Genomic DNA, 24,536 nt, shown 5'->3' on the forward strand with positions numbered 1-24,536 from the left:
CCGGCTGCCTGCGGGAACCGCCCCTTTCCAGAGGCGGCACCCTTTCAAGACTTAGGGACGCTCCAGGCCCAGGGGGGGCCAGTTTTCGAGCTTCATGCCCAGCGTCAGGCCGCGTGCGGCCAGGACTTCCTTGATCTCGTTGAGCGACTTGCGACCCAGGTTCGGGGTCTTGAGCAGCTCGTTTTCGGTACGCTGGATCAGGTCGCCGATGTAGTAGATGTTTTCGGCCTTCAGGCAGTTGGCCGAACGCACGGTCAGTTCCAGGTCGTCGACCGGGCGCAGCAGCACCGGATCGATCTGCGGCGTGCCGCGGACCGGGGCTTCGTACGAATCGCCAGCGCCTTCCAGGGCGGCGAAGACCGAGATCTGGTCCATCAGGATGCGAGCCGACTGGCGCACCGCTTCCTCGGGCGAGATAACGCCGTTGGTTTCGATGTCCAGGACCAGCTTGTCCAGGTCGGTACGCTGTTCCACACGGGCGCTTTCAACCGCGTAGCTCACGCGGCGGACCGGGCTGAACGAAGCGTCCAGAACGATGCGGCCGATGGTGTGGGTGCGGTCTTCCGACAGCGCGCGCACGTTGCCCGGCACGTAGCCGCGGCCCTTTTCAACCTTGATCTGCATTTCCAGCTTGCCTGCATCCGTCAGGTTGCAGATGGCATGGCCGGGGTTGATGATCTCGACGTCGTGCGGCAGCTCGATGTCGCTGGCCAGCACGGTGCCCGCGCCGGTCTTGCGCAGAACCAGGGTCACTTCGTCGCGATTGTGCAGCTTGAAGACCACGCCCTTCAGGTTCAGCAGGATGTCGACGACATCTTCGCGAACGCCCGGGATGGTCGAGTATTCGTGCACCACGCCCGTCATCTGGACTTCGGTCGGCGCGTAGCCGGTCATCGAAGACAGCAGGATGCGGCGCAGGGCGTTGCCCAGCGTGTGACCGTAGCCACGCTCGAACGGCTCCATCACGATCTTGGCATGGTGCGTGCCGACCGGTTCGACTTCAATGGAGCGCGGCTTCAGGAAACCTTGAGTGGACATTTACTGTGTTCCTTTTCAATACCCTCGGCTCGTTACACCGATAAGGCTGATGGACAGGGTGAAACTTGAAATGCGGACGGCGCGAAAAACACCGGCCAATACTTACCGCAAAGCCCGCTCCGCCTGAAGGCGGAAAGCGGGCTGCTGCGGGACGTGCAAACGGGTCGCGAGACCAGCTCGCCGGCGCATTGCGAAGGTAGCGCCGGCAGGCCTGATTAACGCGAGTACAGTTCGACGACCATCGATTCGTTGATGTCGCGAGCGACGTCAGCGCGATCGGGGGCCGACTTGAACGTACCGGTCAACTTGGTCGTATCGACTTCCACCCACTGGGGGATGCCGATGCTGGTGGCCAGGTCGAGCGATTCCTTGATACGGCCTTGCTTCTTGGCCTTTTCGCGGACCGACACGACGTCGCCAGCCTTGACCAGCATCGAAGCGATGTCAGCCGTGTGGCCGTTCAGTTCGATGGCGCGGTGGCTCACCAGCTGGCGAGCTTCGGCGCGGGTCGAGCCGAAGCCCATGCGGTAGACGACGTTGTCCAGGCGCGATTCCAGCAGCTGGATCAGCGTTTCGCCGGTGTTGCCACGGCGACGCTCGGCTTCAGCGAAGTACTTGCGGAATTGCTTTTCCAGCACGCCGTACATGCGCTTGAGCTTTTGCTTTTCGCGCAGCTGCAGACCGTAGTCGGAAGTGCGGGCACCCGAAGTGCGGCCGTGTTGGCCAGGCTTGGAATCCAGCTTGCACTTGGAATCCAGCGAGCGGCGGGCGCTCTTCAGGAACAGATCAGTACCCTCGCGACGCGAGAGCTTGCATTTGGGTCCAGTATAACGAGCCATGTGGATTCCCTTTAGATACGACGACGCTTCGGCGGACGGCAGCCGTTGTGCGGAACGGGCGTGATGTCGGCGATGGACGAAATCTTGATGCCCAGCGCGTTCAGAGCGCGGACCGACGATTCGCGGCCAGGGCCGGGGCCCTTGATGCGCACTTCCAGCGTCTTGATGCCGTACTCCAGCGCAACGCGGCCAGCCGTTTCAGCAGCGACCTGCGCGGCGAACGGGGTCGACTTGCGCGAACCCTTGAAGCCAGCACCGCCCGACGTGGCCCACGACAGCGCGTTGCCCTGACGATCGGTGATGGTGATGATGGTGTTGTTGAACGACGCGTGAACGTGCGCGATGCCGTCCGAGACGTTCTTCTTGACCTTTTTGCGCACGCGCGAAGCGCCGCTGGTGGAAGCTTTCGCCATAATCCAGTTCCTCGATTATTTCTTCAGGGACGCAGCAGCACGACGCGGGCCCTTACGGGTGCGGGCGTTGGTGCGAGTGCGCTGGCCGCGCACGGGCAAACCGCGCTTGTGACGCATGCCGCGGTAGGTTCCCAGGTCGATCAAACGCTTGATCGAGAGCTGTACTTCACGACGCAGGTCGCCTTCAACCGTGAACAAACCAACATGTTCGCGGACGCGTTCCAATTCAGCGTCGCTCAGATCCTTGACCTTTTTGTCAAAGGGTACGTTTGCCGCTTCGCAAATCTTGCGAGCGCGCGTACGACCGATGCCAAAAATGGCGGTCAGGCCGATCTCGGCGTGCTGTTGCGGCGGAATGTTAATGCCAGCAATACGGGCCATGACTGTTCCTTGAATAAATCCGTTGCGTAGTCGCTAACCCGAGTTAGCCTTGACGCTGCTTGTGACGCGGGTCGGTGCAGATAACGCGCACCACGCCGTGACGTTTGATAACTTTGCAGTTGCGGCAGATCCGCTTAACCGATGCCATTACTTTCATGGTTGACTCCTAATTTTCCGTAATCCGGTTCCGCTCATTTGGAGCGGAAAACTATCCTGGCTCGCGTCAGGTCATAGGGCGTGAGCTCCACTGTGACCTTGTCACCCGGCAGGATCCGGATGTAATGCATACGCATCTTGCCGGAAATATGGCCCAACACCACGTGGCCGTTTTCGAGCTTGACGCGAAATGTCGCGTTCGGGAGGTTCTCAAGAACCTCACCTTGCATCTGAATGACGTCGTCCTTGGACATTCTTTTGCTTACCGCATCGGCAAACCCGCGCCCTTGAAGTTAGCCTTCTTGAGCAACGAGTCGTACTGGTGAGACATCATGTAGGCCTGAACCTGCGCCATGAAATCCATCGTCACCACCACAATAATCAACAGGGACGTACCACCGAAGTAGAAAGGAACGTTCCAGCGCATCACCAAGAATTCCGGCAACAGGCACACCAACGTGATGTAGATGGCACCTGCGAGCGTCAGACGCATCAGGATCTTGTCGATGTAGCGCGCTGTTTGTTCGCCCGGACGGATGCCCGGAACAAACGCACCACTCTTCTTCAGGTTGTCCGCCGTTTCGCGGCTGTTGAACACCAGAGCCGTGTAGAAAAAGCAGAAGAAAATAATCGCGACCGAGTACAGCGTGATGTAGAGCGGTTGACGAGGCGACAGGGCCGCAGCCAGGTCGCTAAGCCAGCGCATGTTCTCACTGCTGGAGAACCAGCTCGTGATCGTGGCCGGGAACAGAATGATCGACGATGCGAAGATCGGCGGAATCACCCCTGCCATGTTCAGCTTCAGCGGCAAATGCGAGCTTTGACCACCGTAGACCTTGTTGCCGACCTGACGCTTGGCGTAGTTCACCGTGATCTTGCGCTGTCCGCGTTCCACGAACACCACAAAAGCGGTAACCAGCACCACCAGAGCCACGATGAACAGTGCCGAAAGCACGGACATCGAGTTGGTGCGGACCAGGTCCAACAGTGCAGCCAGCGCCGCGGGCAGACCCGCAACGATACCTGCGAAGATCAGGATGGAAATCCCGTTGCCCAGACCACGTTCCGTGATTTGCTCACCCAGCCACATGACGAACATGGTGCCGGTGACCAAGGTCACGACGGTCGTAAAGCGGAACAGCATGCCCGGATCGATCACCAGTCCCTGCTGGGACTCCAACGCTACCGAAATGCCCACAGCCTGCACCAGCGCCAGCACAACCGTGCCGTAGCGGGTGTATTGGGTGATCTTCCGACGGCCGGCTTCGCCCTCTTTCTTGAGCGATTCCAGCGACGGCACCACCACAGACATAAGCTGCATGATGATGGATGCCGAAATGTACGGCATGATCCCCAGGGCAAAAATCGAGAAGCGCGAGAGCGCCCCGCCCGAGAACATGTTGAACAGGCCCAGGATCCCGCCCTGGTTCTGACGGAACAAGTCCGCCAGCGCATCCGGGTTGATGCCCGGCACGGGGATGTGTGTACCCAAACGGTAAACCACCAGGGCGAGCACCAGGAACACGAGGCGGCGCTTCAGATCGCCGTACCGTGCTCCGGTTTTGCCCAATGCCTGCGCGTTAGCCACTCGTCACCTCGTGATCAAGCAAGCGAGCCGCCCGCGGCTTCGATGGCGGCGCGAGCGCCGGCCGTCGCGGTAATGCCCTTGAGCACGACCTTGCGCGAGAGTTCACCCGACTTGATGACCTTGGCGAAACGAACCGCCTGGCCAATCACGCCAGCGGCCTTCAGCACTTGCACGTCGACTTCGTCGATGGGCAGGGCTTGCAGGTCCGACAGACGGACTTCGGCGTACAGGTGCTGACCGAGCGGGGTGAAACCACGCTTGGGCAGGCGACGCTGCAGCGGCATTTGACCGCCTTCGAAGCCAACCTTATGGAAACCGCCCGAACGCGACTTCTGACCCTTGTGACCACGGCCGGCGGTCTTACCCAGACCCGAACCGATGCCACGGCCGACGCGGCGCTTGGCGTGCTTGCTGCCCTCAGCGGGCTTCAGCGAATTAAGTTGCATATCCGACATGGTGATTCCTTAGGCTTCCGAGACGGAAACGAGATAATCCACCTTACGGATCATCCCACGCACCTCGGGCGTATCGACCAGCACGCGGCTGCTGTTGATACGGCCCAAGCCCAAACCGCGAACCGTGTCACGGTGCGATTGCTTGGTACCGATCACCGAGCGCACGAGGGTCACTTTGATCTGCTTCTGAGCCATGATTTACCCCAGGATTTCTTCGACCGACTTGCCGCGCTTGGCAGCAACATCAGCCGGGGTCATGGAGGCGCGCAGGCCGTTCAACGTGGCGCGAACCATGTTGTAGGGGTTGCTCGAGCCCAGGCTCTTGGCAACCACGTTACGCACACCCATCACATCAAAAATAGCGCGCATCGGGCCGCCGGCGATAACGCCGGTACCTTCAGCAGCGGGCGAGATCAGCACGGTAGCGGCGCCATGCTTGCCAACCACGGTGTGGTGCAGCGTGCCGTTCTTCAGAGCGACCTTGAACATGCCGCGACGGGCCTGTTCCATAGCCTTCTGAACGGACACCGGCACTTCACGCGCCTTGCCCTTACCCATGCCGATGCGGCCATCGCCATCGCCAACCACGGTCAGCGCGGCAAAGCTCATGGTGCGACCACCCTTGACCACTTTGCTCACGCGGTTGACCGCGATCATCTTTTCGCGGAGGCCGTCATCGTTCTCTTTTTCCGCGGCGTTCTTGCCTTGTACTTTAGCCATTTGACAGATCCTCGCTTAGAACTTCAGGCCGGCTTCACGCGCGGCATCGGCCAGCGCTTTCACGCGGCCATGGTAACGAAAGCCCGAGCGATCGAAAGCGACCAGTTCAATACCGGCAGCCTTGGCCTTTTCGGCCACGCGCTTGCCGACCAGCGACGCAGCGGCTTTGTTGCCGCCCTGACCGGACTGGCCGGACAGTTGCGCGCGCACTTCGGCTTCGACCGTCGAGGCGCTGACCAAAACGCGATCGCCTTCCGGCGAAATGATGTTGGCGTAGATGTGCTGGTTCGAGCGGAAAATCGAGAGGCGATGAACGCGCAGCTCGTTGATCTTCCGGCGGGTCGGAACCGCACGACGCAAACGGGAAACTTTTTTGTCCATGATTCGTCCTTGCGTGCGCCGTTATTTCTTCTTGGTTTCTTTGATGACGACGCGTTCGTCCGAGTAACGCACGCCCTTGCCCTTGTAGGGTTCGGGTTCGCGGTACGCGCGGATTTCAGCGGCCATCTGACCGACGACTTGCTTGTTGGCGCCCTTGATGACGATTTCCGTCTGGGTCGGGCACTCGGCCTTGATGCCGGCCGGCAACTGGTGCAAAACGTCGTGCGAGAAACCGAGCTGCAGCTTAACGGCGTCGCCTTGGATCGATGCGCGGTAACCCACGCCGACCAGGGTCAGCTTGCGCTCGAAGCCCTTGCTCACGCCCGTGACCATGTTGGCCACCAGAGCGCGCACGGTACCCGACATGGCGTTGGCGTGACGGCTGTCGTTGGCGGCGGCAAACGTGAGCTTGCCGTTGTCCAACGCAATCGTGACGTCGCCGGTCAGGGCTTGGGTCAGGGAGCCCAGCGGGCCCTTGACGGTGATCTGATCCTGCTGGATGTTGGCTTCAACACCCTTGGGCAGTTCGACCGGATACTTAGCGATACGTGACATTCGAATTTCTCCTTAGGCCACGTAGCACAGCACTTCGCCGCCGACGCCGTTGGCGCGAGCCTTACGGTCGGTCATGACGCCGCGCGAGGTCGAAACGATAGCCACGCCCAGGCCGTTCATGACCTGAGGAATGCTGGTACGGCCCTTGTAGATACGCAGACCGGGGCGCGAAACGCGTTCGATGCGCTCGATGACCGGACGGCCAGCGTAGTACTTCAGGGTGATCTCGAGCTCAGGCTTGGCCTGGGTGCCCTTGATTTCAAAGCTGTCGATGTAGCCTTCGTCCTTCAGCACAGCGGCAATGGCCGCCTTCAGCTTCGAGGAGGGCATGCTCACCGTAACTTTGTCCACTTGCTGCGCATTGCGAATGCGGGTCAGCATATCGGCGATGGGATCGCTCATGCTCATATTGTTTCTCCTACCAGCTGGCCTTGGTGATGCCGGGGATTTCACCCTTCATCGCCATTTCACGCAGTTTGTGGCGCGTCAGGCCGAACTTGCGGAACACGCCGCGCGGACGACCGGTGACCACGCAACGGTTACGTTGACGCGTCGGGTTGGCATTGCGCGGCAGCTGTTGCAGCTTGAGCCGAGCTTGGTAACGTTCTTCGTCGGTCTTCGACTGGTCGTCGATGATCGCCTTCAACTCAGCGCGCTTGGCGGCGAACTTGTCAGCCAGCTTGGCGCGCTTGATGTCGCGATTGATGAGGGAAAGTTTAGCCACGTCATCAGCCCCTTAGTTACGGAACGGGAAGCTGAAGGCCGTCAACAGCGCCTTGGCTTCTTCGTCGGTCTTCGCGGTGGTGGTGATGCTGATGTTCAGCCCACGCAGCGCGTCGATCTTGTCGTACTCGATTTCGGGGAAAATGATCTGCTCTTTCACCCCGATGTTGTAGTTGCCACGGCCGTCGAACGCACGACCCGAGATGCCGCGGAAGTCGCGCACGCGAGGCAGCGCAACCGCCACCAGGCGATCCAGGAATTCGTACATGCGTTGACCGCGCAGCGTGACCATGCAACCGATCGGGTAGTTTTCGCGGATCTTGAACCCGGCGATAGCCTTCTTGGTCTTCGTCACGACGGGCTTCTGGCCGGCGATCTTGGTCAGGTCGCCAACAGCGTGCTCGATGACTTTCTTGTCCGACACCGCTTCCGACACACCCATGTTCAGGGTGATCTTGGTGATGCGCGGCACTTCCATCGTGCTCTTGTAGCCAAACTTGGCTTGCAGGTCGGCAGCGACCTTGCTCTTGTAGAGATCTTGCAAACGAGACATGTCTATCGCCCCTTACGCCTTGGCGCCGACAACGGCACCATTGGAACGGAACACGCGAACCTTGCGGCCTTCGACTTCTTGCACGCCGACGCGATCGCCACGGCCGGTGGCCGGGTTGAACAGCGCGACGTTCGAGATGTGAATCGGCATGGTCTTTTCGACAATCCCGCCCGGGTTGTTAGCCATCGGGTTGGCTTTCACGTGCTTCTTGACGACGTTGACGCCTTCGACCAGAACGTGGTCGGCATCGACGCGCGCCAGCACGGTACCGCGACGCTTCTTGTCGCGGCCGGTCAGGACGATGACTTCGTCGCCTTTACGAATGTTGTTCATCGTAGGGCTCCTTACAGCACTTCCGGGGCCAACGACACGATCTTCATGAACTTCTCGGTACGCAGTTCACGCGTAACGGGTCCGAAGATGCGGGTGCCGATGGGCTCCAGCTTGGCGTTGAGCAACACGGCGGCATTGCCACCGAAACGAATCAGCGAACCGTCTTTACGGCGCACGCCCTTGGCGGTACGAACCACCACGGCATTGTAAATTTCGCCTTTCTTGACGCGTCCGCGCGGAGCCGCATCTTTGACGCTCACCTTGATGATGTCGCCGATACCGGCATAACGGCGCTTGGAGCCACCGAGCACCTTAATGCACATGACATGACGCGCACCAGTGTTATCGGCCACATCCAGCGTGGTCTGCATTTGGATCATGATTTTTCCTGTTCCAACTTAACTGGAAATACGGTTTTCCCAACAAGGGAACACTGCAATTCCTGCCAGTTTTGGTCCCGTCAGGTCTGCCGCCCTGCTTTAGTGTTGGCATGTCTGGAGCTTTCGCCCTACTCACGCAACTGGTTGGCAACGCAACGACCCTGGGTTGAAATCCTGCGGGTATTCCCCCAACACGTCGGGCTAACCTGCATAGGCGCGGGCCAACTCGATCGACAATCTGGGAAAGCTGATAATTCTAACGTGGTTAATTTTTGAGCGCAAGCACTTTGTGTGGATAACCCACAAAAGCCACGCTTTCCCCTTGACCGGGGTGAACCGAGGCTATCCGCCCCCTATTTCTGGCGGTAGTAGCCCTTCTCCCAGGCATCGTGGTTGGCCTTGCCGCGACGGATTTCGTCCGTGAAGGGGGCAGCCATGAGCACCAGGCGGTTGAGCCATTTTACCGGAGCGCGGCAGGGACGCTCGAAGTCCACGAAGAGCACGGCGCGCAGTCCGGCGGTGTCGTTATGGACCTGGTGCGGGTACAGGTCGTCGAACACCACCGCCTGCCCTTCGCGCCAACTGTAACGCTCGCCCCCGACCTCGATCCAGCATTGCTCGGCCGGTTCCGGTACCACCAGTCCCAGGTGCAGGCGCAGGACGCCGTTGTACGGCCCCGTGTGCAGGGGGATGCGCTTGCCGGCCTCCAGGATGGAGAAGAACGCCGTGCGGATGCCCGGGATTCCCTGCAGCGCCCGGGCGGTCGCCGGGCAGCGCGCCAGATTGCGCTCGGAGCGCAGGCCGTAGCCCATGAAGACGAAAGTCTTCCATTGATCGTCCGAGGTGATCTGGCCCACGTCGGGAGAAATTTCATGGAAGGCGGGCAGGTGCTGGCGTTCGGAGAGCAGGCCGGCCAACTCGGCGCGGATGGCGGGCGCCTGGGCCTCGAGCGCGGCGACCCAGGGAAACTGGCCATTGTCGAAAATGGGACGGTCGCCGACCAGCGAGGCCTGGGCGATCCGGTTGCGCAACCAGTCTATGAAACGGAAAAAGGTGCGCGAGTAGAAACTGGGCTTGCTGGGCGGACGCGCATCGAGGGGTTGCACAATAGGTAGCCGGATAGACAGCCAAAGATGCACCATTTTGTCCATGCCGGCGCGGGCACGCAAGACTTGCGCCAGCAGATTGGCTCCAAGGCGCCGCCGGGCATTGGCCCTCCCCGCCGCGGACAAGCTGGTTTAGACTGGCGTGGGCGACAGTGATCGCTATCCACTCCTATTTCGCAAGGGAAGACAGGCATGTATGAACAGTTGGCGCTGTATATCGACGGCGAATTCGTCGCCGGAGAGGGCAGGCGCACCCAGGACGTCATCAACCCGGCCACGCTGGAAGTTCTCGGCCAGCTGCCCCACGCCACCGAAGCGGATCTGGATCGCGCGCTAGCCGCCGCCCAGCGCGCGTTCGAGTCGTGGAAGAAATCCTCTTCCATGGACCGCTCGGCCATCCTGCGCAAGGTTGCGACGCTGTCGCGCGAACGCGCCCAGGAAATCGGCCGCAACATGACGCTGGACCAGGGCAAGCCGCTGGCCGAAGCCGTGGGCGAAGTCACCTCCTGCGCCGAACACGCCGACTGGCACGCCGAGGAATGCCGCCGCATCTACGGCCGCGTTGTCCCGCCGCGCAATCCTGACGTGCGCCAGATCGTGGTGCGCGAACCCATCGGCGTCTGCGCCGCGTTCACGCCCTGGAACTTCCCGTACAACCAGGCCATCCGCAAGATCGCCGCCGCCATCGGCGCCGGCTGCACGGTAGTGCTGAAGGGTCCCGAGGACTCGCCCAGCGCCGTCATGGCCATTGCGCGCATGTTCCACGACGCCGGCCTGCCCAAGGGCTGCCTGAACATCGTCTGGGGCGAACCCGCCAAGATCTCCGACTACCTGATCCGCTCGCCCATCGTGCGCAAGGTGTCGTTCACCGGCTCCGTGCCGGTGGGCAAGCAGCTGGCCGCGCTGGCCGGCGCCCACATGAAGCGCGTCACCATGGAACTGGGCGGCCACTCGCCCGTGCTGGTGTTCGACGACGCCGACATCGACCGCGCCGCCACCATGCTGGCCAAGTTCAAGGTCCGCAACGCCGGCCAGGTGTGCGTGTCGCCGACCCGCTTCTATGTCCAGAACGGCGCCTACGAGCAGTTCCTCGCGCGCTTCTCCGAAGTGCTGAAGAACATCAAGGTCGGCGACGGCCTGGAAGCCGGCACCGACATGGGCCCGCTGGCGCACGAGCGCCGCGTCCCCGCCATGAGCGCCTTCATCGACGACGCCAAGAAGCACGGCGGCAAGGTGGTGGTCGGCGGCGGCCCGCTGGACCGCAAGGGCTTCTTCTTCGCCCCCACGGTCGTGACCGAAGTGCCCGACAACTCCATGCTGATGACCGAGGAGCCCTTCGGCCCGGTCGCGCCGGTGGTCCGTTTCACGGATACCGATGAAGTGCTGCGCCGCGCGAACAGCCTGCCCTTCGGCCTGTCGTCCTACGTGTTCACGAACTCGCTGCAGACGGCCACCAAGGTCTCCAACGGCCTTGAGGCCGGCATGGTCAACATCAACCACTTCGGCAGCGCCCTGGCCGAGACGCCCTTCGGCGGCATCAAGGACAGCGGCATCGGCAGCGAAGGCGGTCTGGAAACGTTCGACGGCTACCTGGTCACGAAGTTCATCACGCACATCTGACCTGGCAGTGACAACAAAGCCCCGTAGGATTTCTGCGGGGCTTTTTTTTGCCTCATGTCTGGAGAACCGGGCCGGGATGTCCGCGGCAGAAGGCCGCTCAGGAACTTGCCCGCAAATCGCGCGGCGTCATGCCAAAGCGGCGCTTGAACAGTCGGCTGAAATGCGAGGGATGCGAGAAGCCCACTTGATAGGCCAGTTCGGCAATGCTGCGGTGGCTGTGCTGCGGACTCAACAAAAGCTCGCGGCACTTGTCGAGCCGCTGGTCGAAGATGAAGGATTCCACCGACAGGCCGCCCGCGCGCAGGATGCGATGCAGATAGGCCACCGACAAGCCGCAGCCCTGAGCCACCTGCTGCGGCGACAACGCGGGATCCGCCAGATGCTGGCGGATGTAGGCCAGCACGCGCTGCCGATGCGCCAGCGTGACGCTGCTGTCCGACTCCGATGCATGCCCCTGCCCTGATTGCACCAGAAACAGCACGATCAGGTCGATCAGGCGCTCGCCCAGTTCCGCCGCCTCGACATCCGACCAGCCGTCCACGCCTTTGAACAAGTGGTCCATGTAGCTGGCCAGCAAAGCGCCGCGCGGCGAACCGTCGTCGACGCGCAGCTTGTAGAAGGCGCCGACGCGGGAATCGCGCTGCAATAGGGCGCTGCGCGGAAAAGACACGCTCAGGCTGCGGTACCCCGCAGCGCCCTGTGCCGTGGCCTGGTAGGGCAGGCTCTGGTTCATCAGATAGACGCAGCCGGGTTCGACCTGGAACTCCCGCCCCTGCTGCTGCACAACCAGAGGTCCCGCCAGCGGCAGGCCGAAGGTATAGAACTCCTGATCCAGGCGCGACACGTTGCCGGCGGTGCGCTCCAGCTTCTGTCCCTGGTAATGGAGGTCGTTGAACTGCAGGCTGCCCCGCCGCGCGTAGCGCACATGTCCGGCGAAATTGTCGGGCCGGCCGCCATGCACCTCGAAGGGACCGAACGCGTGCGACAACGCCGCGCGCCATTCGTCGCGCCGGTCAGCGCCAGCGCTGGCCGAAATGGCGAATTCCGTATCGGACATGGTTCGGTCTCCTTGGACGCCAGCGCCGCGGCCGGGCGCTCGTGATCCTGCGTCTACATATTCTTGACTCACCCTGCTGCGGGGTGTCCGGCGCCTTGAAGGCGCGCTTGGCGCAAGTCTATATTCAGCCCGATAAGCACACAACCTGGACAACCCGGGAGGAGACTCATGGCACCAGCGCCCGCACCAGCCGGCCGCCACGCGCCGGCTTCGCGCTATCTGCGCTGCGCAGGCCGCGAGCTGCATTACACCGAATGGGGCGCCGCGGACGCGCCCCCCGTCATCATGTGGCATGGCCTGGCCCGCACTGGCCGCGACTTCGACGACCTGGCGCAGGCGCTGGCGGACGACTACCGCATCATCTGCCCGGACGCGATCGGCCGCGGCCTGTCGCAATGGAGCCCCGACCCGGTCGCCGAATACCAGCTCGACTTCTATGCAACGCTGGCCCGCGCCCTGGCGGACGGGCTGTCGCTGGATCGCGTGCGCTGGGTGGGAACGTCCATGGGCGGCGCCACCGGCATGCACGCTGCCGCCACGACCCTGCGCGACCGGATCTCGCACCTGGTCGTCAATGACATCGGGCCCGAACTGCCGCAGGCCGCCATCGACCGCATCGTGGCCTATGTCGGCGCGCCGCCGGCCTTCGATACGGTCACCGAACTCGAAGCCTGGCTGCGCGTCGCCTATAAGCCCTACGGCTGGCAGAGCGACGAGCAATGGCGCCGTATGGCAGAAACATCCGTGCGCCGGCTGCCGGACGGCCGGATCACCCTGCACTACGATCCGGCCATCGTCGGCCAGTTCAGCAACCACCCGCGGGACTACGACCGCTGGAATGGTTACGACTCGCTGCGCATGCCGCTGCTGTTGCTGCGCGGCGCCGATTCGGACCTGCTGCTGCCCGAAGTCGCCGACGCCATGACCCGCCGCGGGCCGCGCGCGCAGCGCATCGACTTCCCCGATTGCGGCCACGCCCCTGCTCTCAATGTCGCTGCGCAGATCGACGCCATCCGCCAGTTCCTTGCCACGCCGGACCACACGGCGGCTGACCGCCCCCAATAACAGGAGATACCCATGAAACGCGTCCTGCTCGCCGCGCTCGCCGGCCTCTGCATGAATTCCGCCATCGCGGCGAAAGACTTCGTCGTCGCCCACGTCTACGACAAAACCGGCCCCCTGGAGGCCTACGCCAAGCAAACCCAGAACGGCCTGATGCTGGGGCTGGAATATGCGACGCAAGGCACCATGACGGTCGCCGGGCGCAAGATCCGCGTGATCGAAAAGGACAACCAGGGCAAGCCCGACGTGGCGCGCGCGCAGTTGGCCTCGGCCTACGCGGACGACAACGCCGACATCGCCGTCGGCCCCACCTCTTCCGGCGTCGCGCTGGCGATGCTGCCCATCGCCGAGGAGTACGAAAAGATCCTGCTGGTCGAACCCGCGGTGGCGGATTCGATCACGGGCGACAAGTGGAACAAGTACATCTTCCGCACCGGCCGCAATTCGTCGCAGGACGCCATCGCCAACGCGGTCGCCTTCGACCAGGCCGGCACCTCGATCGCCATGCTGGCGCAGGACTACGCCTTCGGCCGCGACGGCGTGAAGGCGTTCAAGGGCGCCTTGAAGAACGCCAAGATCGTGCACGAGGAATACCTGCCCGCCAACGCCACCGACTTCACCGCCGGCGCGCAGCGCCTGTTCGATGCGTTGAAGGACAAGCCGGGCCGCAAGATCATCTTCATCCTGTGGGCGGGCGCGGGCAACCCGTTCAAGATCGCCGACCTGGACCCCAAGCGCTTCGGCATCGAGATCGCCACGGGCGGCAACACGCTGGCCGCGATGACGCCGCTGAAGTCGCTGGCGGGCATGGAAGGCGCCACCTATTACTACTACGGCATCCCCAAGAATCCGATCAACGACTGGCTGGTGGCGGAGCACCAGAAGCGCTACGGCCAGCCGCCGGACTTCTTCACCGCAGGCGGCATGGCCTCGGGCATCGCCATCGCCACCGCGCTGGCCAAGACCAAGGGCGACTCCGATACCGACACGCTGATCAAGGCCATGGAAGGCATGAGCTTCGAGACGCCCAAGGGCAAGATGACCTTCCGCCCCGAGGACCACCAGGCCATGCAGTCCATGTACCACTTCCGCATCAAGAACGATCCGTCGGTGCCGTGGGCCGTGCAGGATCTGGTCAAGGAAATCACGCCGGACCAGATGTCGGTGCCAATCCAGAACAAACGCTGAGCGCGTAGCCCATCCATGCTGGAAACCCAATCGCTCACGATCCGTTTCGGCGGACACGTGGCGGTCAATGAAGTCAGCTGCAGCTTTGCGCCTGGCACCCTGACCGCCATAGTCGGCCCAAACGGCGCGGGCAAGACCACCTACTTCAACCTTATTTCCGGGCAGCTGCGCGCCAGCGCCGGGACGGTGCGCCTGAACGGGCGCGACCTGACCCCGCTGGCCGCCCCCGCGCGCATGCATGCGGGACTGGGGCGTGCCTTTCAGCTGACCCAGCTGTTCCCGCGCCTGAGCGTGCATGAGAACGTGCGCCTGGCCCTGCAATCGCGCCAGCAAGGCATGAGCTGGCGCCAGATCCGGTTCTGGCGCACCTGGAGCGACGACCGGGGCCTGATCGAACGCGCCGACGCGCTGCTGGAACGCACCCGCCTGTCCGCGCGCCGTGACCAGCCTGCCGCCGACTTGCCGCACGGCGACCAGCGCAAGCTGGAGATCGCCATGCTGATCGCGCTGGAGCCGCAGGTTTTCATGTTCGACGAACCGACGGCAGGCATGAGCGTGGACGACGTGCCCGTCGTGCTGGACCTGATCCGCGAACTCAAGAACGATCCGACGAAAACGATTCTGCTCGTGGAGCACAAGATGGACGTGGTGCGCGAACTGGCGGACCGCATCGTGGTGCTGCACAACGGCCAGCTGATGGCCGACGGCGACCCGGCGGCGGTGATCGCCTCGCCCATCGTGCAGCAGGCCTATCTGGGCGTGAGCCCGGCGGAGAAGGCGGCATGACGCAGGCGTTGCTGGAATTGAAGAACGTGCACACCCACATCGGCGCGTACCACATCCTGCACGGCGTGGACCTGGCGGTCGCGCCGGCGGCCGTGACCATGCTGCTGGGCCGCAACGGCGCCGGCAAGACCACCACGCTGCGCACCATCATGGGATTGTGGCGCGCATCGCAAGGCCAGGTGAGCTTTGACGGCACGCCCGTCGGTGGCCCGGGCACGCGCACCTCGCCGCCCGACATGGCGCGCATGGGTATGGCTTACGTGCCCGAAAGCATGGGCATCTTCGCCGACCTGTCCGTGAAGGAGAACATCCTGCTCGCGGCGCGCCAGGCCAGGAACGCCAGCCAGCTGGATACGGCGCGGCTGGAATGGATTTTCGGGTTCTTTCCGGCATTGAAGAAGTTCTGGCTACATCCCGCCGGCAAGCTGTCGGGCGGTCAAAAGCAGATGCTGGCCGTGGCGCGCGCCATCATCGAGCCGCGCCGGCTGCTGCTGGTGGATGAGCCCAGCAAAGGCCTGGCGCCCGCCATCATCCAGAACATGATCGACGCCTTCATTGAACTGAAGCAGGCGTCCACCACCATCCTGCTGGTCGAGCAGAACTTCAACTTCGCGCGCCTGGTCGGCGATCACGTCGCCGTGATGGACAACGGCCGCGTCGTCCATGCAGGCGGCATGGCCGAACTGGCCGCGGACGATGAACTACAGACGCGCCTCTTGGGCCTGTCGCTGGGAAGCCATCAATGAGCACGCTCGAACTCGATACCCCGCTGCCGCGCGTGCGCGCGGACCTGCGCCCCGTGCTGCTGGTGGTCGCACTGGCCGCACTTGCCCTGCCCCTGGTGGGTTCCTTCTCCACCTGGGTCACCCTGACCCTGGCGGGGCTGGCCATGGGCATGATCATCTTCATCGTGGCCTCGGGCATGACGCTGGTCTTCGGCCTGATGGACGTGTTGAACTTCGGCCACGGCCTGTTCATCGCAATCGGCGCGTACATGGCCGCAACCGTGCTGGGCTCCATGGCCGACTGGACCCAGTCGGGCAGCTTGTGGATCAACCTGGGCGCGTTGCTGCCCGCCATGATCGTCGGCATGCTGGTCGCGGGCGCAGTGGGCCTGGCGTTCGAACGCGTCATCGTGCGGCCTGTCTACGGCCAGCATCTGAAGCAGATCCTCATCACCATGGGCGGCATGATCATCGGCGAGGAGATCATCAAGATGCTGTGGGGTCCGCAGACGATTTCCCTACCGCTGCCCGAGGCGCTGCGCGGCGCATTCCTGCTGGGCGATGCCGCCATCGAGAAGTTCCGCATTGTCGCCCTGCTGACGGGGCTGCTGGTGCTGGCCGGCATGCTGTGGCTGCTCAACCGAACCAAGCTGGGCCTTCTGATCCGCGCTGGCGTCGAGGACCGCGAGATGGTGGAAAGCCTGGGCTACCGCATCCGTCATCTGTTCGTCGGCGTGTTCGTGGCCGGCTCGATGCTGGCGGGACTGGGCGGCGTGCTATGGGGCATGTACCAGCAATCGGTCGTGCCGCAGCTGGGCGCGCAGGTCAACGTGCTGATCTTCATCGTCATCATGATCGGCGGCCTGGGTTCCACTGTGGGCTGCCTGATCGGCGCGCTGCTGGTGGGGCTGATGGCCAACTACACCGGCTTCCTGCTGCCCAAGGCCGCCCTGTTCTCGAACATCGCGCTGATGGTCGCCATCTTGCTGTGGCGTCCCCAAGGCGTGTACCCGGTCACGAATCGCTAGGAACCGCCGACATGTCCGTACGCCTGCTTTCCGGCGATCCTCCGCGCAGCACGCTGCTGGCCCTGGCGCTTATCGCCATCGTGGCCCTGCTTGCCGCCGCACCGTTCCTCTTTCCCGGTCCCAAGTCGCTGGCGGTGGCCGCGAAGATCCTGGTGTTCGTGATCCTGGTCGCGAGCTATGACTTGCTGCTGGGCTACACCGGCATCGTCAGCTTTGCGCACACCATGTTCTTCGGCATCGGCGCGTATGGCGTGGCGATCGCCAGCATCCGCATGGAACCGGGCTGGACCGCGGTGTTCGCAGGCCTGGGCGGCGGCCTGGTGGTATCGCTTGCGTTCGCCTTGCTGATCGGCCTGGCCAGCCTGCGCGTGCGCGCGATCTTCTACGCCATGATCACCCTGGCCGTCGCTGCGGCGTTCCAGACGCTGGTGTCGCAATTGTCCGATCTGACGGGTGGCGAGGATGGGCTGAACTTCAAGGTGCCGCAGATGCTGCGGCCGGCCTTCCGGCCTTTCTCGGAGCAGATCTTCGGCGTGACGGTGGACGGCCGCGTCATCACCTACTACCTGATCGCAGCGGTCTGCGTGGTGCTGTTCCTGCTGTTGCTGCGCATCGTGAATTCGCCCTTCGGCCGGGTGTTGCAAGCCATACGCGAGAACCCGTTCCGCGCCGAAGCCATCGGCTACCGCACGGTGCTTTACCGCAGCCTGTCCAATCTGCTGGCGGCCGCCTTCGCCACGCTTGCGGGCGCCATGTACGCGCTCTGGCTGCGCTACAACGGCCCGGATACCTCGCTGTCGTTCGAGATCATGCTCAACATTCTGCTGATGCTGGTGATCGGCGGGATGGGCACCATGTACGGCGCCGTGGTGGGCGCAAGCCTGTTCGTGTTCGCGCAGAGCTATCTGCAAGATGGGCTCCACGTGATCCACGACGCGGTGTCGGGCGTGGCGCCGTTGGCGCTGCTGTTCGAGCCAGACCGGTGGCTGTTGTGGCTGGGAATCCTGTTCGTGGTGTCGGTCTATTACTTCCCGACGGGAATCGCGGGGCGGTTGCGGGAACTGGCGCCGCGCCCTTGACGGGGCCGGCCCTCAGCGGCCACGCTGCCCCAACGCATCGGCCTCGCGCCGCAATCCGTCGACGCGCCGCTGCATGTCATCCAGGCTGCGGCGCGTGTCCTGGGCGCCGCGGTCCAGCTGCGAACCGGACGGGGTCGGCGTCAGAGCCGGCATGGTCATGTCGCCGCCCGGCTTCAATGGAATCATCGTCGGTGGATGCGATCCGGCCGCAGGCTTCTCGCTGAAGAGCTTCTCCAGCATCCGCATCTGTTCCCTGCGTTCCCCGATGGCCCGATCCTGGTCCATCAAGGCCTGCTCATTCGAGTCTTCAGTGCCGAAGATCGCCGCGTGATCGCGCGACAGGCCGTCCATGCGTACCCTGGCGTCGGGACCGGCGTCGAGCAAGGCGCGGCCCTGGGCTGCAGGATCCTGCGCCGGCGATGGCTGCTGTCCCGACGGCGCGGCAGTCTGAGCGGCGGCCGGCAGCGCCGCCATCCATGCGCAAGCCATCAACAAGCCAAACCGCGCCGCATTCATGAAACCGCGCATGATGTCCTGATTCCTGAGTTCGAAGCAAAAGGTCCGGGCGAAAAAAAACGGCAAGGGTTTGATCCCTTGCCGTCTTATATCAGAACGGCGCGCCGTTCCGATGTACTGCTTTACTTAGATGATACGTGCGGCTTCAACCAGACGCACCACGCGCCACGACTTCGAGCGCGAGATGGGACGGCCTTCAGCGATTTCAACCGTATCGCCTTCGTTGTACTGGTTCGATTCATCGTGCGCCTTGTACTTCGCGGAACGCATGATGATCTTGCCGAAGATGGGGTGCTTGACGCGGCGCTCAACGAGCACGACGACAGTCTTGTCCATCTTGTTGCTGACGACCTTGCCAACCAGCGTGCGCTGGCGCTTGGCCACTTGGGTGTTTTGAGTTTCGCTCATCTTTATTTCCCTGCCTTCTCGGTCAGCAAGGTACGAACGCGCGCGATGTCGCGACGCACGTTGCGCAGCTGGCTGGTGTTGGCCAGTTGCTGCGTGGCCTTCTGCATGCGCAGACCGAATTGTGCCTTCAGCAGGCTTTCGAGCTCTTTGCCGAGCTCGGCGGCATCTTTCGAACGGAGTTCGCTAGCTTTCATGTTAGTACTCCTTAAGCACCGATATGACGCGCGACGAACGTGGTCGAAATCGGCAGCTTGGCAGCGGCCAGGCGGAAAGCTTCACGCGCGAGCTCTTCGCTAACCCCTTCCATTTCGTAGAGCACCTTGCCGGGCTGAATTTCAGCAACCCAGTACTCCGGGTTGCCCTTACCGTTACCCATACGGACTTCGGCAGGCTTCTGCGAGATGGGCTTATCCGGGAAAATGCGAATCCAGATACGGCCGCCACGCTTGATGTGACGATTGATGGCACGACGAGCAGCTTCGATCTGGCGAGCGGTCAGACGGCCACGGCCGGTGGCCTTCAGACCGAATTCGCCGAACGACACGTGGGTACCACGGGTCGCCAGACCGGTGTTGCGGCCCTTCTGCTCTTTGCGATACTTTCTGCGAGAGGGTTGCAGCATGGTTATTCTCCTTCAGGCGCCGGAGCAGCGTCCGCCTTGCGGGGACCACCACGACCACGACCACCCGGACGACCGGTGCGAGCACCGTCCGGACGATCACCACGCGGAGCGCGGCGCGGACGACGTTCTTCTTCGCGCGGGGCAGCGGTTTCCGGCGGCAATTCGCCGTTGGCCAGCATGTCGCCCTTGTAGACCCAGACCTTGATGCCGATCACGCCATAGGTCGTGTGGGCTTCGGAGGTGCCGTAGTCGATGTTGGCCTTCAGGGTGTGCAGCGGCACACGGCCTTCGCGATACCACTCGGTGCGAGCAATTTCGATACCGTTCAGACGGCCCGAGCTCATGATCTTGATGCCTTGGGCACCCAGACGCATGGCGTTCTGCATCGCGCGCTTCATGGCGCGACGGAACATGATGCGCTTCTCGAGCTGTTGCGAGATCGAGTCGGCGATCAGTTGAGCATCGGTTTCCGGCTTGCGGATTTCTTCGATGTTGACGTGCACAGGCACGCCCATCAGACGCTGCAGATCAGCCTTCAGGCTTTCGATGTCTTCGCCGCGCTTGCCGATCACCACGCCCGGACGAGCCGAGTAGACGGTGATGCGGGCATTCTTGGCGGGACGCTCGATGATCACGCGACCGACGGAGGCGCTCTTGAGCTTCTTCTTCAGGTACTCGCGAACGCGAATGTCTTCGGCCAGCATCGAGCCGAAGGCCTTGTCGTCGGCGAACCAACGCGAGGACCAATTACGGGTGACCGCGAGACGGAACCCAGTGGGGTGAATTTTCTGACCCATCGTGACTCCTTAAGCTCCGACCTTGACCGTGATGTGGCAGGTCTGCTTCTCGATACGGTTGCCGCGGCCCTTGGCGCGAGCGGAGAAGCGCTTCATCGACTGAGCCTTGTCCACGAAGATCGTGGTGACTTTCAGTTCGTCGATGTCGGCGCCGTCATTGTGCTCGGCGTTGGCGATGGCGGATTCGACAGCCTTCTTCAGGATGGCGGCCGCTTTCTTCGGCGAGAAGGTGAGGATGTTCAGCGCTTGCGAGACGGACTTGCCGCGGATCAGGTCCGCAACCAGTCGGGTCTTTTGAGCGGAGATGTGAACCCCACGGATAATGGCAGTAGTTTCCATCGCTTACCTCTTCGCCTTCTTGTCCGCGGCGTGACCCTTGAACGTACGGGTCAGCGCGAACTCGCCCAGCTTGTGACCGACCATGTTCTCGTTGATGTAAACGGGAACGTGCTGCTTGCCGTTGTGCACAGCGATCGTCAGACCGATGAACTCGGGCAGGATCGTGGAGCGACGCGACCAGGTCTTGATCGGCTTCTTGTCTTTGCCCGCGACGGCCGTGTCCACCTTTTTGATCAGGTGAGCATCGACAAACGGGCCTTTCTTGATCGAACGTGACATAGTGTTCGCCTCTTACTTGCGCTTGCGCCGTTGGACGATCATATTGTTCGTCCGCTTGTTGCGACGGGTCTTGTAACCCTTCGCCGGAGTGCCCCACGGGCTGACCGGTTCGCGTGCTTCGCCGGTACGGCCTTCGCCGCCACCGTGCGGGTGATCCACCGGGTTCATGGCAACGCCACGAACCGTCGGGCGGACACCGCGCCAACGCATTGCACCGGCCTTGCCGATTTGGCGCAGGCTGTGTTCTTCGTTACCGACTTCACCGATGGTGGCGCGGCATTCGATGTGCACACGGCGGACTTCACCCGAGCGCAGACGCACTTGAGCGTAGATGCCTTCGCGAGCCAGCAGGACGGCGGAAGCGCCGGCCGAACGGACCATCTGGGCACCCTTGCCAGGCAGCATTTCGACGCAGTGAATCGTCGTACCCACCGGGATGTTGCGGATCGGCAGCGTGTTGCCAGCGCGGATCGGGGCTTCGACGCCCGACAGCAGCGTGGCGCCAACTTCCAGACCGCGCGGAGCGATGATGTAGCGACGTTCGCCGTCGGCGTAGCACAGCAGAGCGATGTGCGCCGTACGGTTGGGGTCATATTCCAGACGCTCGACCTTTGCCGGGATGCCATCCTTGTCGCGACGGAAGTCGACGACGCGGTAGTGCTGCTTGTGGCCACCGCCACGATGACGGATCGTGATGTGACCGTTGTTGTTACGGCCAGAACCACGGGTCTTCTTTTCCAGCAGCGGCGCGTAGGGCTCACCCTTGTGCAGGTTCGGGCTGACAACCTTCACCATGCCACGGCGGCCAGCCGAAGTCGGCTTAACTTTTACGAGGGCCATTTACTTCACCTCCGCAAAGTCGATTTCCTGGCCGTCCTTGAGCGACACGTAAGCCTTGCGCTCATTGCGACGACGGCCAACGAATCGGCCAAAGCGCTTGACTTTGCCCTTACGGTTGAGGACCTGCACGGACTCGACCTGCACCTTGAAGAGCAGTTCGACGGCAGCCTTGATTTCCGGCTTGGTAGCGTCAGCCACGACACGGAAAGCGACTTGCTGATTCTTCTCGGCAACGAAGGTGGCCTTTTCGGTCACGATCGGGGCCAGAATGACTTGCATCAAGCGTTCAGCGTTCATCCCAGCATCTCCTCGAGTTGAGCGATGGCCGGCTTGGTGATCAGCACTTTCTTGTAGTGGACCAGCGACAACGGATCGGCATAACGGGGCTCGACAACAGCAACGTGCGGCAGGTTGCGGGTGGCGAGGTAAACATTTTCATCAACGCTGTCGGTGATGATCAGGACCGAGTCCAGGCCCAGGCTCTTCAGCTTGGCAGCTGCGTCCTTGGTCTTGGGCGATGCCAGATCAAACGATTCGACGACGGCGATGCGGTCTTCGCGAGCGAGCTGCGACAGGATCGAACGGATCCCGGCGCGGTACATCTTCTTGTTGACCTTCTGGCTGAAGTTCTCTTCGGGCGAGTTCGGGAAAATCCGACCACCGCCACGCCACAGCGGCGACGAAGTCATACCGGCGCGAGCGCGGCCGGTACCCTTCTGGCGCCAGGGCTTCTTGGTCGAGTGCTTGACTTCAGTGCGATCCTTCTGAGCGCGGTTACCCGAACGGGCGTTGGCTTGGAAAGCCACCACGATCTGATGAATCAGCGCTTCGTTGAAGTCACGGCCGAAGATGGTGTCCGGTGCGCTGAACGTAGCAGCGGCCTGACCTTGGTCGTTCAGGAGCTTGAGATCCATTTACTTACGCTCCCTTCTTGGCCGGGGCCTTGATGGCCGGGCGCACGACGATGTCGGCGCCAGCGTGGCCGGGGACAGCGCCCTTGACCAGCAGCAGGCCGCGCTCAACGTCAACGCGAACGACGTCGAGGTTTTGAACGGTGCGGGTGACATCACCCAGGTGACCGGCCATGCGCTTACCCGGGAAAATACGGCCCGGATCTTGAGCTTGACCAATCGAGCCCGGGACGCGGTGCGAACGGGAATTACCGTGCGACGCGCGCTGCGAACCGAAGTTGTGACGCTTGATGGTACCGGCGAAGCCTTTACCAATGGTGGTGCCCGTGACGTCGACCTGTTGGCCGGCTTCGAACACCGATTCCACGGCGATCACGGAACCGGCCGCAAATTCAGCGGCGCGAGCGGGATCAAGGCGGAATTCTTTGAGGATGCTACCGGCTTCAGCGCCGGCTTTGGCGTAGTGGCCCGTTTGCGGCTGAGCCACACGCGAGGCACGACGAGTGCCATAAGCCACTTGGATCGCGGCGTAGCCGTCGGTTTCCAGCGACTTAACTTGGGTCACGCGGTTGTTCGACACGTCCAGCACGGTCACCGGGATGGATTCACCTTCCTCGGTAAAAATGCGGGTCATGCCGACCTTGCGACCCACCAGCCCCAGCCGGTGAGCGGCGGGCGTGGGTGTCGAATTCGACATCGTTTTCTCCATTCCCGACTGCGATTGGTCGGGGCTAATCAGGCAAAAGGTAACGGCCTTTGCCCTACGACTATGTTCAACCTGGTACGAATTCCGGCGGGGGCCGCCTTTCTTTTTCCCATAGTTGCTCTTGCCACAAAATGGCAAGCTTCGCATATTAGCACGTTTTTTCCAGTGGACACAAGCACTTAGCGCGCTTCGGCGCCACTGCAAAGGGCAAATTCACCACAGCCAGCATAAGCAGACCGCCTTGGCGGCGTTGGCTGGGGCTGAATCCGGTAGTGAGCGCCTGCTAACAAAATCCGGAAGGAAACGTTTGGACGCCCTGCCCGCCCGGAACCGGGCGTCGCGCTCAGCGGTTCCAAAACAAAATGGCCGCACTCCCGAGGGATGCGGCCATTTTTATTTCGTGCCTGCCGGCGAAGGTAGCAGGCCCGAAGCGCTTTATTACTGCAGCGCGATTTCGACGTCGACGCCGGCCGGCAGGTCCAGACGCATCAGAGCGTCAACGGTCTTGTCGGTGGGATCAACGATGTCCATCAGGCGCTGGTGCGTACGGATTTCGAACTGGTCGCGCGACGTCTTGTTGACGTGCGGCGAGCGCAGGACGTCGTAGCGACGGATACGCGTGGGCAGCGGCACCGGACCGCGGACAACTGCGCCGGTACGCTTGGCGGTATCGACGATTTCAGCGGCCGATTGATCGATCAGCTTGTAATCGAAGGCTTTCAAGCGGATACGGATCTTTTGGTTTTTCATGGCGTTTCCTAAAGAACGAGAGGCGAAGGCGACGAGGCCGCCCTCGCTGGTTGTGTGCTGCTTAAGTGATCCGAATTACTTCAGGATCTTGGCGACGACGCCGGCGCCGACGGTACGACCGCCTTCACGGATGGCGAAACGCAGGCCTTCTTCCATGGCGATGGGGGCCAGCAGCTTGACCGTCATGGCCACGTTGTCGCCC

Annotated in this window: 38 protein-coding genes and 1 pseudogene; 7 read left to right on the forward strand and 32 right to left on the reverse strand. The window is 62.5% G+C overall.

Annotated elements, in window-relative coordinates; genetic code table 11:
- Positions 1–51: 51 nt before the first annotated feature.
- From rpoA to IB259_RS25205, 18 genes are all read right to left on the reverse strand, one after another.
- Positions 52–1,038: a DNA-directed RNA polymerase subunit alpha gene (gene rpoA / locus IB259_RS25120; RefSeq protein ID WP_006216514.1), complete on the reverse strand. Its 987-nt coding sequence runs from the start codon at positions 1,036–1,038 to the stop codon at positions 52–54.
- A gap of 215 nt (positions 1,039–1,253) precedes the next feature.
- Entirely contained in the window at positions 1,254–1,877 is a 624-nt protein-coding gene (rpsD, locus tag IB259_RS25125; RefSeq protein ID WP_054457258.1) for a 30S ribosomal protein S4, read from the reverse strand.
- An 11-nt stretch (positions 1,878–1,888) separates the two neighbouring features.
- Positions 1,889–2,290, reverse strand: a complete 402-nt coding sequence (gene rpsK, locus IB259_RS25130; RefSeq protein WP_006216516.1) for a 30S ribosomal protein S11 — start codon at positions 2,288–2,290, stop codon at positions 1,889–1,891.
- 15 nt (positions 2,291–2,305) lie between these two features.
- The gene (gene rpsM, locus IB259_RS25135) at positions 2,306–2,671 is read right to left on the reverse strand and encodes a 30S ribosomal protein S13 (protein WP_008168996.1); all 366 of its coding nucleotides are present in this window, start codon (positions 2,669–2,671) and stop codon (positions 2,306–2,308) included.
- Between the two features lie 43 nt (positions 2,672–2,714).
- Positions 2,715–2,828: a 50S ribosomal protein L36 gene (gene rpmJ / locus IB259_RS25140; protein ID WP_003806928.1), complete on the reverse strand. Its 114-nt coding sequence runs from the start codon at positions 2,826–2,828 to the stop codon at positions 2,715–2,717.
- Between the two features lie 34 nt (positions 2,829–2,862).
- Positions 2,863–3,081, reverse strand: coding sequence for a translation initiation factor IF-1 (gene infA, locus IB259_RS25145; RefSeq protein ID WP_003806927.1), 219 nt, complete (start codon positions 3,079–3,081; stop codon positions 2,863–2,865).
- Between the two features lie 8 nt (positions 3,082–3,089).
- Positions 3,090–4,415, reverse strand: coding sequence for a preprotein translocase subunit SecY (gene secY / locus IB259_RS25150; protein WP_013397001.1), 1,326 nt, complete (start codon positions 4,413–4,415; stop codon positions 3,090–3,092).
- A gap of 14 nt (positions 4,416–4,429) precedes the next feature.
- On the reverse strand, positions 4,430–4,870 hold the full coding sequence (gene rplO / locus IB259_RS25155) for a 50S ribosomal protein L15 (protein WP_059379401.1): 441 nt from the start codon (positions 4,868–4,870) through the stop codon (positions 4,430–4,432).
- 9 nt (positions 4,871–4,879) lie between these two features.
- Positions 4,880–5,065 (reverse strand): 50S ribosomal protein L30, encoded by a 186-nt coding sequence (rpmD, locus tag IB259_RS25160; RefSeq protein ID WP_006216520.1) that lies wholly within the window; start codon positions 5,063–5,065, stop codon positions 4,880–4,882.
- Between the two features lie 3 nt (positions 5,066–5,068).
- Positions 5,069–5,590, reverse strand: a complete 522-nt coding sequence (gene rpsE / locus IB259_RS25165) for a 30S ribosomal protein S5 (protein ID WP_013397003.1) — start codon at positions 5,588–5,590, stop codon at positions 5,069–5,071.
- Between the two features lie 15 nt (positions 5,591–5,605).
- Complete coding sequence (gene rplR / locus IB259_RS25170) at positions 5,606–5,971, reverse strand: 50S ribosomal protein L18 (RefSeq protein ID WP_054457260.1); 366 nt, start codon at positions 5,969–5,971, stop codon at positions 5,606–5,608.
- A gap of 21 nt (positions 5,972–5,992) precedes the next feature.
- Positions 5,993–6,526 carry a 50S ribosomal protein L6 gene (rplF, locus tag IB259_RS25175; protein ID WP_054457262.1) on the reverse strand — a complete coding sequence of 178 codons (534 nt, stop codon included), beginning with the start codon at positions 6,524–6,526 and terminating at the stop codon, positions 5,993–5,995.
- Between the two features lie 12 nt (positions 6,527–6,538).
- The gene (rpsH, locus tag IB259_RS25180; RefSeq protein ID WP_006216525.1) at positions 6,539–6,934 is read right to left on the reverse strand and encodes a 30S ribosomal protein S8; all 396 of its coding nucleotides are present in this window, start codon (positions 6,932–6,934) and stop codon (positions 6,539–6,541) included.
- Between the two features lie 10 nt (positions 6,935–6,944).
- Positions 6,945–7,250: a 30S ribosomal protein S14 gene (gene rpsN, locus IB259_RS25185; RefSeq protein WP_006216527.1), complete on the reverse strand. Its 306-nt coding sequence runs from the start codon at positions 7,248–7,250 to the stop codon at positions 6,945–6,947.
- A 12-nt stretch (positions 7,251–7,262) separates the two neighbouring features.
- The gene (rplE, locus tag IB259_RS25190) at positions 7,263–7,802 is read right to left on the reverse strand and encodes a 50S ribosomal protein L5 (RefSeq protein ID WP_054457265.1); all 540 of its coding nucleotides are present in this window, start codon (positions 7,800–7,802) and stop codon (positions 7,263–7,265) included.
- Between the two features lie 12 nt (positions 7,803–7,814).
- The gene (rplX, locus tag IB259_RS25195; RefSeq protein ID WP_006389623.1) at positions 7,815–8,135 is read right to left on the reverse strand and encodes a 50S ribosomal protein L24; all 321 of its coding nucleotides are present in this window, start codon (positions 8,133–8,135) and stop codon (positions 7,815–7,817) included.
- Positions 8,136–8,146: 11 nt separating this feature from the next.
- On the reverse strand, positions 8,147–8,515 hold the full coding sequence (gene rplN / locus IB259_RS25200) for a 50S ribosomal protein L14 (RefSeq protein ID WP_006216531.1): 369 nt from the start codon (positions 8,513–8,515) through the stop codon (positions 8,147–8,149).
- 353 nt (positions 8,516–8,868) lie between these two features.
- Positions 8,869–9,621: an aspartyl/asparaginyl beta-hydroxylase domain-containing protein gene (locus IB259_RS25205; RefSeq protein ID WP_125470774.1), complete on the reverse strand. Its 753-nt coding sequence runs from the start codon at positions 9,619–9,621 to the stop codon at positions 8,869–8,871.
- Between the two features lie 192 nt (positions 9,622–9,813).
- Between IB259_RS25205 and IB259_RS25210 the strand changes: the two genes are divergently transcribed.
- The gene (locus IB259_RS25210) at positions 9,814–11,241 is read left to right on the forward strand and encodes an NAD-dependent succinate-semialdehyde dehydrogenase (RefSeq protein ID WP_192330400.1); all 1,428 of its coding nucleotides are present in this window, start codon (positions 9,814–9,816) and stop codon (positions 11,239–11,241) included.
- Positions 11,242–11,338: 97 nt separating this feature from the next.
- Here the strand turns inward: IB259_RS25210 and IB259_RS25215 are convergent, their stop codons facing one another.
- Positions 11,339–12,298, reverse strand: coding sequence for a helix-turn-helix domain-containing protein (locus IB259_RS25215; protein ID WP_054457269.1), 960 nt, complete (start codon positions 12,296–12,298; stop codon positions 11,339–11,341).
- A gap of 168 nt (positions 12,299–12,466) precedes the next feature.
- Here IB259_RS25215 and IB259_RS25220 point away from each other — a divergent pair, with 168 nt between their 5' ends.
- From IB259_RS25220 to IB259_RS25245, 6 genes are read left to right on the forward strand one after another with little or no spacing between them, the layout of a single operon-like run.
- Positions 12,467–13,363, forward strand: a complete 897-nt coding sequence (locus IB259_RS25220; protein WP_054457271.1) for an alpha/beta fold hydrolase — start codon at positions 12,467–12,469, stop codon at positions 13,361–13,363.
- A 12-nt stretch (positions 13,364–13,375) separates the two neighbouring features.
- Complete coding sequence (locus tag IB259_RS25225; protein ID WP_119449747.1) at positions 13,376–14,548, forward strand: substrate-binding domain-containing protein; 1,173 nt, start codon at positions 13,376–13,378, stop codon at positions 14,546–14,548.
- Between the two features lie 15 nt (positions 14,549–14,563).
- Positions 14,564–15,334 carry an ABC transporter ATP-binding protein gene (locus tag IB259_RS25230; protein ID WP_054457275.1) on the forward strand — a complete coding sequence of 257 codons (771 nt, stop codon included), beginning with the start codon at positions 14,564–14,566 and terminating at the stop codon, positions 15,332–15,334.
- On the forward strand, positions 15,331–16,080 hold the full coding sequence (locus IB259_RS25235) for an ABC transporter ATP-binding protein (RefSeq protein ID WP_119449748.1): 750 nt from the start codon (positions 15,331–15,333) through the stop codon (positions 16,078–16,080). The genes IB259_RS25230 and IB259_RS25235 overlap by 4 nt, the downstream gene beginning before the upstream one ends.
- On the forward strand, positions 16,077–17,087 hold the full coding sequence (locus IB259_RS25240; protein ID WP_192330401.1) for a branched-chain amino acid ABC transporter permease: 1,011 nt from the start codon (positions 16,077–16,079) through the stop codon (positions 17,085–17,087). The genes IB259_RS25235 and IB259_RS25240 overlap by 4 nt, the downstream gene beginning before the upstream one ends.
- An 11-nt stretch (positions 17,088–17,098) precedes the next feature.
- Complete coding sequence (locus IB259_RS25245) at positions 17,099–18,166, forward strand: branched-chain amino acid ABC transporter permease (RefSeq protein WP_192330402.1); 1,068 nt, start codon at positions 17,099–17,101, stop codon at positions 18,164–18,166.
- Between the two features lie 12 nt (positions 18,167–18,178).
- Here IB259_RS25245 and IB259_RS25250 read toward each other — a convergent pair whose 3' ends face one another.
- The 13 genes and pseudogenes from IB259_RS25250 to IB259_RS25310 all read right to left on the reverse strand — a co-directional run.
- Positions 18,179–18,694 carry a hypothetical protein gene (locus IB259_RS25250; protein WP_119449750.1) on the reverse strand — a complete coding sequence of 172 codons (516 nt, stop codon included), beginning with the start codon at positions 18,692–18,694 and terminating at the stop codon, positions 18,179–18,181.
- Between the two features lie 114 nt (positions 18,695–18,808).
- Complete coding sequence (rpsQ, locus tag IB259_RS25255) at positions 18,809–19,090, reverse strand: 30S ribosomal protein S17 (RefSeq protein ID WP_006216549.1); 282 nt, start codon at positions 19,088–19,090, stop codon at positions 18,809–18,811.
- Positions 19,091–19,092: 2 nt separating this feature from the next.
- Positions 19,093–19,284 (reverse strand): 50S ribosomal protein L29, encoded by a 192-nt coding sequence (gene rpmC, locus IB259_RS25260; protein WP_003806912.1) that lies wholly within the window; start codon positions 19,282–19,284, stop codon positions 19,093–19,095.
- Between the two features lie 11 nt (positions 19,285–19,295).
- Positions 19,296–19,712 carry a 50S ribosomal protein L16 gene (gene rplP / locus IB259_RS25265; RefSeq protein WP_006389610.1) on the reverse strand — a complete coding sequence of 139 codons (417 nt, stop codon included), beginning with the start codon at positions 19,710–19,712 and terminating at the stop codon, positions 19,296–19,298.
- A 2-nt stretch (positions 19,713–19,714) separates the two neighbouring features.
- Positions 19,715–20,509, reverse strand: coding sequence for a 30S ribosomal protein S3 (gene rpsC / locus IB259_RS25270; protein WP_042795906.1), 795 nt, complete (start codon positions 20,507–20,509; stop codon positions 19,715–19,717).
- A gap of 9 nt (positions 20,510–20,518) precedes the next feature.
- Positions 20,519–20,848 (reverse strand): 50S ribosomal protein L22, encoded by a 330-nt coding sequence (rplV, locus tag IB259_RS25275; protein WP_043541551.1) that lies wholly within the window; start codon positions 20,846–20,848, stop codon positions 20,519–20,521.
- Positions 20,849–20,851: 3 nt separating this feature from the next.
- Positions 20,852–21,127 (reverse strand): 30S ribosomal protein S19, encoded by a 276-nt coding sequence (gene rpsS, locus IB259_RS25280; RefSeq protein ID WP_006216555.1) that lies wholly within the window; start codon positions 21,125–21,127, stop codon positions 20,852–20,854.
- Between the two features lie 12 nt (positions 21,128–21,139).
- Positions 21,140–21,967 (reverse strand): 50S ribosomal protein L2, encoded by an 828-nt coding sequence (gene rplB, locus IB259_RS25285; RefSeq protein WP_054457285.1) that lies wholly within the window; start codon positions 21,965–21,967, stop codon positions 21,140–21,142.
- Positions 21,968–22,264 (reverse strand): 50S ribosomal protein L23, encoded by a 297-nt coding sequence (gene rplW, locus IB259_RS25290; RefSeq protein ID WP_006216557.1) that lies wholly within the window; start codon positions 22,262–22,264, stop codon positions 21,968–21,970. It lies immediately after the preceding gene.
- On the reverse strand, positions 22,261–22,881 hold the full coding sequence (gene rplD / locus IB259_RS25295; RefSeq protein WP_013397019.1) for a 50S ribosomal protein L4: 621 nt from the start codon (positions 22,879–22,881) through the stop codon (positions 22,261–22,263). The genes rplW and rplD overlap by 4 nt, the downstream gene beginning before the upstream one ends.
- Before the next feature lie 4 nt (positions 22,882–22,885).
- Complete coding sequence (gene rplC, locus IB259_RS25300) at positions 22,886–23,575, reverse strand: 50S ribosomal protein L3 (RefSeq protein WP_008168945.1); 690 nt, start codon at positions 23,573–23,575, stop codon at positions 22,886–22,888.
- A gap of 447 nt (positions 23,576–24,022) precedes the next feature.
- Positions 24,023–24,334: a 30S ribosomal protein S10 gene (gene rpsJ, locus IB259_RS25305; RefSeq protein ID WP_003806903.1), complete on the reverse strand. Its 312-nt coding sequence runs from the start codon at positions 24,332–24,334 to the stop codon at positions 24,023–24,025.
- A gap of 75 nt (positions 24,335–24,409) precedes the next feature.
- A pseudogene (locus IB259_RS25310) lies at positions 24,410–24,536 on the reverse strand (elongation factor Tu); the annotation flags it as partial.

The organism is Achromobacter sp. ACM04, assembly GCF_014851465.1.
Taxonomy (GTDB): Bacteria; Pseudomonadota; Gammaproteobacteria; order Burkholderiales; family Burkholderiaceae_B; genus Achromobacter; species Achromobacter aegrifaciens.

What these genes read in the sequence shown, in the direction of transcription:
- rpoA (WP_006216514.1), bottom strand. Translation starts at nt 1,038, where the DNA reads ATGTCCACTCAAGGTTTCCTGAAGCCGCGCTCCATTGAAGTCGAACCG.
- rpsD (WP_054457258.1), bottom strand. Translation starts at nt 1,877, where the DNA reads ATGGCTCGTTATACTGGACCCAAATGCAAGCTCTCGCGTCGCGAGGGT.
- rpsK (WP_006216516.1), bottom strand. Translation starts at nt 2,290, where the DNA reads ATGGCGAAAGCTTCCACCAGCGGCGCTTCGCGCGTGCGCAAAAAGGTC.
- rpsM (WP_008168996.1), bottom strand. Translation starts at nt 2,671, where the DNA reads ATGGCCCGTATTGCTGGCATTAACATTCCGCCGCAACAGCACGCCGAG.
- rpmJ (WP_003806928.1), bottom strand. Translation starts at nt 2,828, where the DNA reads ATGAAAGTAATGGCATCGGTTAAGCGGATCTGCCGCAACTGCAAAGTT.
- infA (WP_003806927.1), bottom strand. Translation starts at nt 3,081, where the DNA reads ATGTCCAAGGACGACGTCATTCAGATGCAAGGTGAGGTTCTTGAGAAC.
- rplO (WP_059379401.1), bottom strand. Translation starts at nt 4,870, where the DNA reads ATGTCGGATATGCAACTTAATTCGCTGAAGCCCGCTGAGGGCAGCAAG.
- rpmD (WP_006216520.1), bottom strand. Translation starts at nt 5,065, where the DNA reads ATGGCTCAGAAGCAGATCAAAGTGACCCTCGTGCGCTCGGTGATCGGT.
- rpsE (WP_013397003.1), bottom strand. Translation starts at nt 5,590, where the DNA reads ATGGCTAAAGTACAAGGCAAGAACGCCGCGGAAAAAGAGAACGATGAC.
- rplR (WP_054457260.1), bottom strand. Translation starts at nt 5,971, where the DNA reads ATGGACAAAAAAGTTTCCCGTTTGCGTCGTGCGGTTCCGACCCGCCGG.
- rplF (WP_054457262.1), bottom strand. Translation starts at nt 6,526, where the DNA reads ATGTCACGTATCGCTAAGTATCCGGTCGAACTGCCCAAGGGTGTTGAA.
- rpsH (WP_006216525.1), bottom strand. Translation starts at nt 6,934, where the DNA reads ATGAGCATGAGCGATCCCATCGCCGATATGCTGACCCGCATTCGCAAT.
- rplE (WP_054457265.1), bottom strand. Translation starts at nt 7,802, where the DNA reads ATGTCTCGTTTGCAAGATCTCTACAAGAGCAAGGTCGCTGCCGACCTG.
- rplX (WP_006389623.1), bottom strand. Translation starts at nt 8,135, where the DNA reads ATGAACAACATTCGTAAAGGCGACGAAGTCATCGTCCTGACCGGCCGC.
- rplN (WP_006216531.1), bottom strand. Translation starts at nt 8,515, where the DNA reads ATGATCCAAATGCAGACCACGCTGGATGTGGCCGATAACACTGGTGCG.
- IB259_RS25210 (WP_192330400.1), top strand. Translation starts at nt 9,814, where the DNA reads ATGTATGAACAGTTGGCGCTGTATATCGACGGCGAATTCGTCGCCGGA.
- IB259_RS25215 (WP_054457269.1), bottom strand. Translation starts at nt 12,298, where the DNA reads ATGTCCGATACGGAATTCGCCATTTCGGCCAGCGCTGGCGCTGACCGG.
- IB259_RS25220 (WP_054457271.1), top strand. Translation starts at nt 12,467, where the DNA reads ATGGCACCAGCGCCCGCACCAGCCGGCCGCCACGCGCCGGCTTCGCGC.
- IB259_RS25225 (WP_119449747.1), top strand. Translation starts at nt 13,376, where the DNA reads ATGAAACGCGTCCTGCTCGCCGCGCTCGCCGGCCTCTGCATGAATTCC.
- IB259_RS25230 (WP_054457275.1), top strand. Translation starts at nt 14,564, where the DNA reads ATGCTGGAAACCCAATCGCTCACGATCCGTTTCGGCGGACACGTGGCG.
- IB259_RS25235 (WP_119449748.1), top strand. Translation starts at nt 15,331, where the DNA reads ATGACGCAGGCGTTGCTGGAATTGAAGAACGTGCACACCCACATCGGC.
- IB259_RS25240 (WP_192330401.1), top strand. Translation starts at nt 16,077, where the DNA reads ATGAGCACGCTCGAACTCGATACCCCGCTGCCGCGCGTGCGCGCGGAC.
- IB259_RS25245 (WP_192330402.1), top strand. Translation starts at nt 17,099, where the DNA reads ATGTCCGTACGCCTGCTTTCCGGCGATCCTCCGCGCAGCACGCTGCTG.
- IB259_RS25250 (WP_119449750.1), bottom strand. Translation starts at nt 18,694, where the DNA reads ATGCGCGGTTTCATGAATGCGGCGCGGTTTGGCTTGTTGATGGCTTGC.
- rpsQ (WP_006216549.1), bottom strand. Translation starts at nt 19,090, where the DNA reads ATGAGCGAAACTCAAAACACCCAAGTGGCCAAGCGCCAGCGCACGCTG.
- rpmC (WP_003806912.1), bottom strand. Translation starts at nt 19,284, where the DNA reads ATGAAAGCTAGCGAACTCCGTTCGAAAGATGCCGCCGAGCTCGGCAAA.
- rplP (WP_006389610.1), bottom strand. Translation starts at nt 19,712, where the DNA reads ATGCTGCAACCCTCTCGCAGAAAGTATCGCAAAGAGCAGAAGGGCCGC.
- rpsC (WP_042795906.1), bottom strand. Translation starts at nt 20,509, where the DNA reads ATGGGTCAGAAAATTCACCCCACTGGGTTCCGTCTCGCGGTCACCCGT.
- rplV (WP_043541551.1), bottom strand. Translation starts at nt 20,848, where the DNA reads ATGGAAACTACTGCCATTATCCGTGGGGTTCACATCTCCGCTCAAAAG.
- rpsS (WP_006216555.1), bottom strand. Translation starts at nt 21,127, where the DNA reads ATGTCACGTTCGATCAAGAAAGGCCCGTTTGTCGATGCTCACCTGATC.
- rplB (WP_054457285.1), bottom strand. Translation starts at nt 21,967, where the DNA reads ATGGCCCTCGTAAAAGTTAAGCCGACTTCGGCTGGCCGCCGTGGCATG.
- rplW (WP_006216557.1), bottom strand. Translation starts at nt 22,264, where the DNA reads ATGAACGCTGAACGCTTGATGCAAGTCATTCTGGCCCCGATCGTGACC.
- rplD (WP_013397019.1), bottom strand. Translation starts at nt 22,881, where the DNA reads ATGGATCTCAAGCTCCTGAACGACCAAGGTCAGGCCGCTGCTACGTTC.
- rplC (WP_008168945.1), bottom strand. Translation starts at nt 23,575, where the DNA reads ATGTCGAATTCGACACCCACGCCCGCCGCTCACCGGCTGGGGCTGGTG.
- rpsJ (WP_003806903.1), bottom strand. Translation starts at nt 24,334, where the DNA reads ATGAAAAACCAAAAGATCCGTATCCGCTTGAAAGCCTTCGATTACAAG.